General features: G+C 68.4%; 6 protein-coding genes. 1 reads left to right on the forward strand and 5 read right to left on the reverse strand.

Features of this window, described 5'->3' with window-relative positions; all coding sequences use genetic code 11:
- On the reverse strand, nt 1–1,503 hold a 1,503-nt coding region (locus tag ACFWF3_RS16765), incomplete at its 3' end, for an ABC-F family ATP-binding cassette domain-containing protein (RefSeq protein ID WP_379314375.1).
- Nucleotides 1,504–1,736: 233 nt separating this feature from the next.
- On the opposite strand from ACFWF3_RS16765, the gene ACFWF3_RS16770 reads away from it, so the two are divergent.
- Complete coding sequence (locus ACFWF3_RS16770; protein ID WP_379314376.1) at nt 1,737–2,345, forward strand: GNAT family N-acetyltransferase; 609 nt, start codon at nt 1,737–1,739, stop codon at nt 2,343–2,345.
- Between the two features lies 1 nt (nt 2,346).
- Here the strand turns inward: ACFWF3_RS16770 and ACFWF3_RS16775 are convergent, their stop codons facing one another.
- From ACFWF3_RS16775 to secD, 4 genes are read right to left on the reverse strand one after another with little or no spacing between them, the layout of a single operon-like run.
- Complete coding sequence (locus ACFWF3_RS16775; RefSeq protein WP_378626917.1) at nt 2,347–2,919, reverse strand: adenine phosphoribosyltransferase; 573 nt, start codon at nt 2,917–2,919, stop codon at nt 2,347–2,349.
- 23 nt (nt 2,920–2,942) lie between these two features.
- Nucleotides 2,943–4,655: an ABC transporter substrate-binding protein gene (locus ACFWF3_RS16780; RefSeq protein WP_379314377.1), complete on the reverse strand. Its 1,713-nt coding sequence runs from the start codon at nt 4,653–4,655 to the stop codon at nt 2,943–2,945.
- Between the two features lie 25 nt (nt 4,656–4,680).
- Entirely contained in the window at nt 4,681–5,859 is a 1,179-nt protein-coding gene (secF, locus tag ACFWF3_RS16785) for a protein translocase subunit SecF (protein ID WP_378988978.1), read from the reverse strand.
- Nucleotides 5,856–7,553 carry a protein translocase subunit SecD gene (secD, locus tag ACFWF3_RS16790; RefSeq protein ID WP_379314378.1) on the reverse strand — a complete coding sequence of 566 codons (1,698 nt, stop codon included), beginning with the start codon at nt 7,551–7,553 and terminating at the stop codon, nt 5,856–5,858. Before secD ends, secF begins: the two co-directional genes overlap by 4 nt.
- Nucleotides 7,554–7,560 lie beyond the last annotated feature (7 nt).

Consider the following 7,560-nt stretch of genomic DNA (forward strand, 5'->3'; position numbering starts at 1 on the left):
GCTCACCACGATCAGCGCACCCTCGAAACTCGCCAGTGCCTGGGTCAGATGAGCCAGGCTGGGCAGGTCGAGGTTGTTGGTGGGCTCATCGAGCATCAGCAGCCGGGGAGCCGGTTCGGCGAGCAGCAGGGTGGCCAGGGCGGCGCGCAGTCGTTCACCGCCCGAGAGGGCGGCGGCCGCGATGTCGGCGTCGGCGCCGCGGAACAGGAAGCGCGCGAGCTGACCGCGGATCTGTTCCGGTGTCGCGTGCGGTGCCGCAGCGGCGACATTCTCGAACACCGTTCGCGTTTCGTCGAAGACATCGAGTCGCTGCGGCAACAACCGCCACGAAACCTTCGGTCCCTCGGCGACGATCCGACGCAGCAGGGTGGTTTTGCCCGCGCCGTTGCGGCCGGTCACCGCGATCCGCTCCGGTCCGCTCACGCGCAGGTCGACCACCGGACCGTTGGCCAGCTCGACCTGCTGTAGGTCGAGCACATCCTGTCCCGGATACAGCCGGGTGCCGGGAAGCTCGACGCGGATCTCCCGGTCCGCGCGCACCAATTCCTCGGCGTGATCAAGAGTTTCGCGGGCAGAGTCGAGTTTGTCGATATGGGAGTTGCGCAGTTTGCCCGCCGATACCTCCGCGGCGTTCTTGCGCAGTCCCGCGACGATTTTCGGTACCCGCTTGTTGTCCTGCATCTTCTGCGCGAAGCGCGCCCGCCGGTCCAGTTTCGTTCGGGCGTCGACGAGTTCGCGCGCCTGCTTGCGCACATCGCTGCGCGCATCGCGAACGGCGGCGCGCGCCGTTTCCTGCTCGGCCTCGATGATCCGCTCGTAGTCACTGAAACCACCGCCGAAGGAGCGGATTTCGCCCGCGCGCAGTTCGGCGATGCCGTCCATCCGATCGAGCAGTTCGCGATCGTGGCTGACCACGATCACGGTGCCCGCGAACTGCCGGATCACCTCGTAGAGCCGCCCGCGGGCGACCGCGTCGAGGTTGTTGGTCGGCTCGTCGAGCAGCAGCACGTCGGGTTCGCGCAGTAGTTCGGCGACCAGGCCGAGCAGCACGGTTTCGCCACCGGAGAGGGTGTCCAGGGTGCGGTCGAGGTCGTCGACCGAGGTGGCGACGTAGTCGAGACCGAGCTTGCCGAGCAGTGCGACAGCCTCGTCCTCGATCTGCCAGGACATGCCGACCGTGTCGAAGTCGGCGGGCTCGCCGGTGCCGCTCTCGATGCGGTGCAGCGCGCCGCGTACCTCGGCGATACCGAGCACCGCGTCCACCCGCTGACCGGTCTGCATGCCCAGGTCCTGCCGGAGATAGCCGAGACTGCCCGGCACGGAGATCGACCCACGCACCGGCTTCAGTTCACCGGCGACCAGCCGCAACAGCGTCGATTTGCCGGCCCCGTTGCTGCCGACGAGACCGATCTGACCGGGGCCGACGACAGCATCGAGCCCGTCGAAGACAGCGGTGCCATCCGGCCAGTGAAAGGTGAGATCGGACAAGGAAAGAGAGGTCATGCGGATCCCCTGGAGGTGCGACGGAAACACGGTGCGCAGAATGCGGACCGTCCGAGAGCGCTACCTCAAGAAATCAACGCGTGGCTCCGATCGCCGGGAACAAGACCCTTCATTGATAACACCGAGCTACCCCGACGCGCCACCCCTTTTCTCCTCCTGTGAGGCCCGTCATGGAAAAGCTAGCCTGGACGCGAGTCGCCATCTCGTGGGCGACCCCGGATCGAAGGAGTGCGATGGCGACGATTGTGGTGCGCAAGGCGGCCCGGCACGATGTCGGCGCGGTGGCCGAGACGCTGGCCGCGGCGTTCCAGCACGACCCGGTGATGAGCTGGATCCTGCCGGATCCGGATCGGCGAGCCGCCGGCCTGCCCCGGTTCTTCGCCACGATGGCGCGCCATCTCTTCCTACCGGCGGACGTCTCCGACCTCGCACTGCGCCCCGACGACACGGTGGGCGGCGTGGCCCTGTGGACCCCACCGCACCGTCAGAACCCGTCACCCCTGGCCGAACTTCGCACGCTGCCCGGTATCTGGCGCGCGTTCGGCCGCCGCACCCTGGCCGGCAAACAGGTGGGTGACCTGCTGAAGAAGAACCATCCGACCGAACCACACTGGTATCTGGCGATGCTCGGCTCCGCCCCCGATGTCCGAGGCGGAGGTTACGGGAGCGCCCTGCTCCACAGCCGGCTCGACCGCGTCGACGCCGAGCACGCTGTCGCCTATCTGGAATCGAGCAACCTGGTCAACGTCCCGTACTACGAACGCTTCGGCTTCGTCGTGACCGGCGAATTGCAGGTGCCGGGCGGCCCGATGCTGTGGCCGATGCTGCGGGCAGCGCGCTGAGTCAGATCTTGACGATCGAGCTCACCGGGTAGTCGCCCTGGTGCTCGCGGCCCTTCAGGAACTCGAGTTCCATCACCACGGCGGCGGCCACCACCTCGGCGCCGACCTCCTTGAACAGGGCGGCTGCGGCGGCGAGGGTGCCGCCGGTGGCGAGGACGTCGTCGAGCAGCAGAATCCGCTTGCCCTCGAGGTCGACGCCGTCGGCGGGGATTTCCAGTGCGGCGGAACCGTATTCGAGCTTGTACTCGCGTGAGACGACCGGCGGCGGGAGCTTGCCGCCCTTGCGGATGGCGAGCACGCCGGTGCCCAGCGTCGCGGCGACGCCCGCTCCGAGCAGGAAGCCACGCGCGTCGACGCCTGCCACGAGGTCGGCGTCGGGGGCGATGGCGGCGAAGCAGTCGATGACCGCGCGGAAGCCGACGGCGTCGGCGAACACGGGAGTGAGATCGGCGAAACGCACACCCGGCGTGGGGAAGTCGTCGTGCCAGCGGGTCAGCCGGGTGACCGCGGCGGCCGCCTCGGCGGTGCGCTCACTGGCCTGATCGTCGGACTCGACCACCGCGTGCTTGCTCATCAACCCTCTTTCATCACGTGCGCTCATCGCTGCAACACCCAGCGATCCATGTTCCAGCCGGTACCGGACTGTGTCGGCCCGGCGATCCCGTTCTGCATCCCGTTACCGAACGCGATGATGCGCGGCGTCGCGAACAACGGAATGCTCGGTAGCTGCGCCCACAGCAGGTTCTCGGCCTCGGTCAGCAGGTTCAGCGTCGCGGTCGAGTTGGCTTCGCCCGCAAGCTGATCGGTGATCGCATCGTAGCGACCGTTAGCGAAGCCACCGAAATCGAGGCCGCTACCTGCCCGCAACGCGGCGAACGCGGCAGCGCCCTCGCTCGATCCCGCGGGCCCCGGCACCGCGCCGGTTCCGCCGAGGACCGCGTCGACCGCGCCCTCGGGGAGCTTCACCGGGGTGAAGTCGGGCGAACCCGCGTCGACCACGGTGATGCCCGCGCCGCGGCAGGTCTCGGCGATCATCGCCACGGTCTGCGCACGGCGGGCATCGGGACCCTGATACCCGATCCGCACCGTCGGCTGCGCCGTGCCGGAGGACGCCAACGTCGCGGTGGCCGCGGGGATGTCGGCACCGCGATACCGGTCGGCACCTCCGGTCACCGCGGGGTAGTACAGCGCATCCTGCTGTACCACATGGGCGTTCAGCACTCCCGCGCCGAGGCCATGCGGCGCGGGCTCACCCGCTTTACCCAGCGTGTCGAACAGTGCCTGGCGCGGCACACACTGTGCGAACGCCCGGCGCACCTCCACCCGTGAGAACACCCCACCGGTGGCGAGCACGAGTTGCTCGGCGCTACGGCTCGCCACCGTCTGCTCGTCGAAACCGTCGAGCTTCAGATCCGCGACCGACCCGGCCCCGAGATCGACCACCCCGAGCGCGTTCTCCTTCGCCTTGGCAGCGAAGTCGGTGCCCTTGGGCCACACCACGATCCGCTTCGTCTCGGGCGCCTCACCCCACCACTTCTCATTGGCGACCAGCACCAGACCGTCCTTCGCGCTGAAGGATTCGATCCGATACGGCCCCGACGACGGGAACTTCGTCAGGTCGAGCCCCCCGGCCTTCACGGTCCAGCCGGTGTTCCAGAAGTCGGCGATCCGGCCGATCACCGCACCGTCGCCGGTCTGCAGGGCGTTCACCACGTTCGGCACACCCACCGCCTGCGCCACCACATGGGCAGGCATCACCTCGGCCGCGGTGAACAGCGTCCGCCACGGCAGGTAGTGCTTGCCCGGCCGGAACACCACGGTGGCGTCCTTGGACCCGGGCTGACAGTCGATCCGTTCGATCTCGTCGTAGCCCACGGTGCTCGCGGCGTCGAACAACGAGACGGGCCCACGGTCGCCGGGGCGGGTGAACTTGCCCGAGCGCGCCGACCACGCCAGCACCAGATCGTCGCAGGAGGTCTTCACCCCGTCGGAGTAGACCCCGTCCGGGTTGAGCCGGTACTGCACCGTCTGCGTCTCGCCCGGCACTTCCTTGGCCGTGCCGACGTCGGTGTCGGCCACCTGCTGACCGTCGGGTCCGGTGTAGAAGAACCCGGTCAGCACCCGGCCGAACACCGCCGCGGCGCCGCTGCTCGCGCCGAGCGTGCTCGCGCCGTTGTAGCTGGCGACCGCGGCGTCGACCGCGTACCCGATGGAGGGCACCTGGTTCTTGGTCGAGCACCCGGCCACCACGGAGGTGGTCACAGCCGCCGTGGCGAGCACGGTGATCAGTCGAATCGTGCTGCGTCGCATGATGAGACCCCCTGCTAGTCGGTCGTCAGTGCCTTCTCTGCTGCCGCTTCCCACTCGGACGCGACCCCGGCCGCGGCGCACCGCTGCCGGTCGGTCGCGCGCCACGGGCAGCCGTCGCGCCCACCGGAACCCGAGCGCCCGCACCGACACCGGCGCGCTTGTCCAGGACCTTCTTGGTGTGCGCGGCCACCGGACCCCAGCGTTCCTTGATCGAGACCAGCACCGGCACGGCGAGGAAGATCGAGGAGTAGGCGCCGACGATCATGCCGACCAGCTGCACCAGCGCGAGGTCCTTGAGCGTGCCGACCCCGAGCAACCACACCGCGATCACCAGCATGCCGATGATCGGCAGGATGCCGATCACGGTGGTGCTGATCGAGCGCATCAGCGTCTGGTTGGCGGCCAGGTTGGCCTGTTCGGCGTAGGTGCGTTTGTTCAGGTGCAGCACGCCACGGGTGTTCTCCTCGACCTTGTCGAAGACCACCACGTTGTCGTAGAGCACGTAGCCCAGAATCGTGAGCAGACCGATCACCGCGGCCGGTGTCACCTCGAACCCGACCAGCGAGTAGATACCCGCCGTCACGAACAGGTTGAAGAACAGCGACACGATCGCCGCGACGGACATGTCCCGCTCGAAACGGATGGCGATGTAGACCATCGTCAACAGCACGAACACCGCCAGCGCGATCAACGCCTTCTGGGTGATCTGCCCGCCCCAGGTCTCGCTGATCTCGGCGATGCTGATGGCGTTGCGGCTCACCTGCCCGGACGAGTCCTTGGGCTGGAATTCGTCGTAGAGCGCGGTCTGGAGCTGGTCGATCTGTTCCAGGTCGAGCGTTTCCGAACGCACCTGGATGGTGGCCGCGTCCCCGGAGCCGACCTTCTGCACCGATACCGGTCCATGGCCGAGCGCCTGCGAGTAGACGTCTTCCACCTCCTGGGTGGTGACGCCCTCGGCCGCGGGGATCTGGATACGCGAGCCGCCCTCGAAGTCGATACCGAGGGTGAAACCGCGCACCCCGATGCTGAGCAGCGAGATCAGCAGCAGCACCGCCGACAGCGCGTAGAAGAACTTGCGCCTGCTGACGATGGGGAAGCCGCCGGTGCCGGTGTAGAGACGTTCGAAGAACCCGTGCTTCGGGCCCTGCGTGGGCTCGTAGGAGTCCAGGTTCACCGATTCCTCGGTGGGTTTGTCGTTGCTCATCGTGACATCTCCTTCGACCTGGCCTGGCCGCGTTCCCTGGCGATCTGCTGAACCGAGCCGAGTCCGTTCACCGACGGCTTGGCCCAGAACGGCGATCGCGAGGCGAGCATCAGCAGCGGTGCGGTGACCAGGTACAGCACGATCACGTCGAGCACTGTGGTGACACCGAGGGTGAAGGCGAAGCCCTTCACCTGACCGGCGGCGAGCAGGTACAGCACGACCGAGGCGATCAAGCTGACCGTCTTACCGGACAGGTTGGTGCGCTGGGCTCGCTGCCAACCGCGCGGCACCGCCGAGCGGAAGCTGCGGCCTTCGCGCATCTCGTCCTTGATGCGTTCGAAGAACACCACGAACGAGTCGGCCGTCAAACCGATACCGATGATCAGACCGGCGATACCCGCGAGGTCGAGGGTGAACCCGATCCACCGCCCGAGCAGCACGATGATGCCGTAGACCGCGACACCGGCCGCGATCAGCGAGAACCCGGCCAGCAGGCCGAGCATCCGGTACACGAGCAGGCAGTACAGCAGCACCGCGATCAGGCCGACGGCGCCGGCCAGCAGACCCGCCTTCAGCGAGGACAGGCCCAGCGTCGCCGAGACCGTCTCCGCTTCGGAGGTCTGGAACGACAGCGGCAGCGAACCGTACTTCAGCGTATTGGCCAGCTCGGCCGCGCTGTCGGCGGTGAAGCTGCCCGAGATCGAGGTACGACCACCCAGCTGCGGGCCCTGCTGCACCTGCGGCGCGCTCACGACCTTCGAGTCGAGCACGAACGCGACCCGCTTGTTGACGTACTCACCGGTCAACTTCGACCAGGCGTCGGCACCGGAGGACTTGAACTCGAGGTTCACCTCGTGCCGGGCCTGCTGGGAGTTCAGGCCGGAGGTCGCGTCGGCGATCTCCTGGCCGTCGATGCGGCTCGGGCCGAGCAGGAACACCTCGGTGCCGTCCTGCGAGCAGGTGACCAGGGGAAGGGCCGGGTCGTCGTTACCGGTCAGCGGGTCGGGCTTGGTGCAGTCCATGGCCGCCACGGCGACCTGCTGAACCTGCTGATCGGTGCTCTGGCGCAGCGCCTTGGCGTCGGCGATCTCCTTGGCCTGCTGCTGCTGGGTGGTGAGCCCACCGGGCGGCGGCGTCGGCGTCGGCGGTGCCTGCGCGGGGAACACCCGCGACTGCGGCGCCGGGGTCGTCGCGCCCTCGGCGGGCGGGGTCGACTCGCCGGGCACGGGCGCCGGCGTCTCCGTGGCCGCCGGGGGCGCGGTGCCACCCGGTGGCGCGGTGCCGGTCGCGGGCGGAGCCGCGCCGCCTGCCTGCGGCTCGGTCGCGAACAGCACCGGGCGGATGTAGAGCTTGGCGGTGGTGGCCAGCGCGCGTGCCTGCTGGCTGTCCTCACCGGGCACCGTGATGACCAGGTTGTCACCGTCGATGACCACCTCGGAGCCGGAGACGCCGAGACCGTTGACGCGGCTCTCGATGATCTCCTGCGCCTTCTTCAGGCTGTCCTGGCTCGGCTTGTTGCCGTCGGGGGTCCGCGCGGTCAACGTGACGCGGGTACCGCCCTGCAGGTCGATGCCGAGCTTGGCCGACGGGGAATGGTCACCGGTGAAGAACACCAGCGCGTAGATCACGGCCAGCAGCGCGGCGTAGACGCCGAGCAGCCGGAACGGATGCGCCGATCCTTGGGAAGGTGGCACAGCAGGT

This window comes from Nocardia sp. NPDC060220 (assembly GCF_042727815.1).
Lineage (GTDB): Bacteria > Actinomycetota > Actinomycetes > Mycobacteriales > Mycobacteriaceae > Nocardia.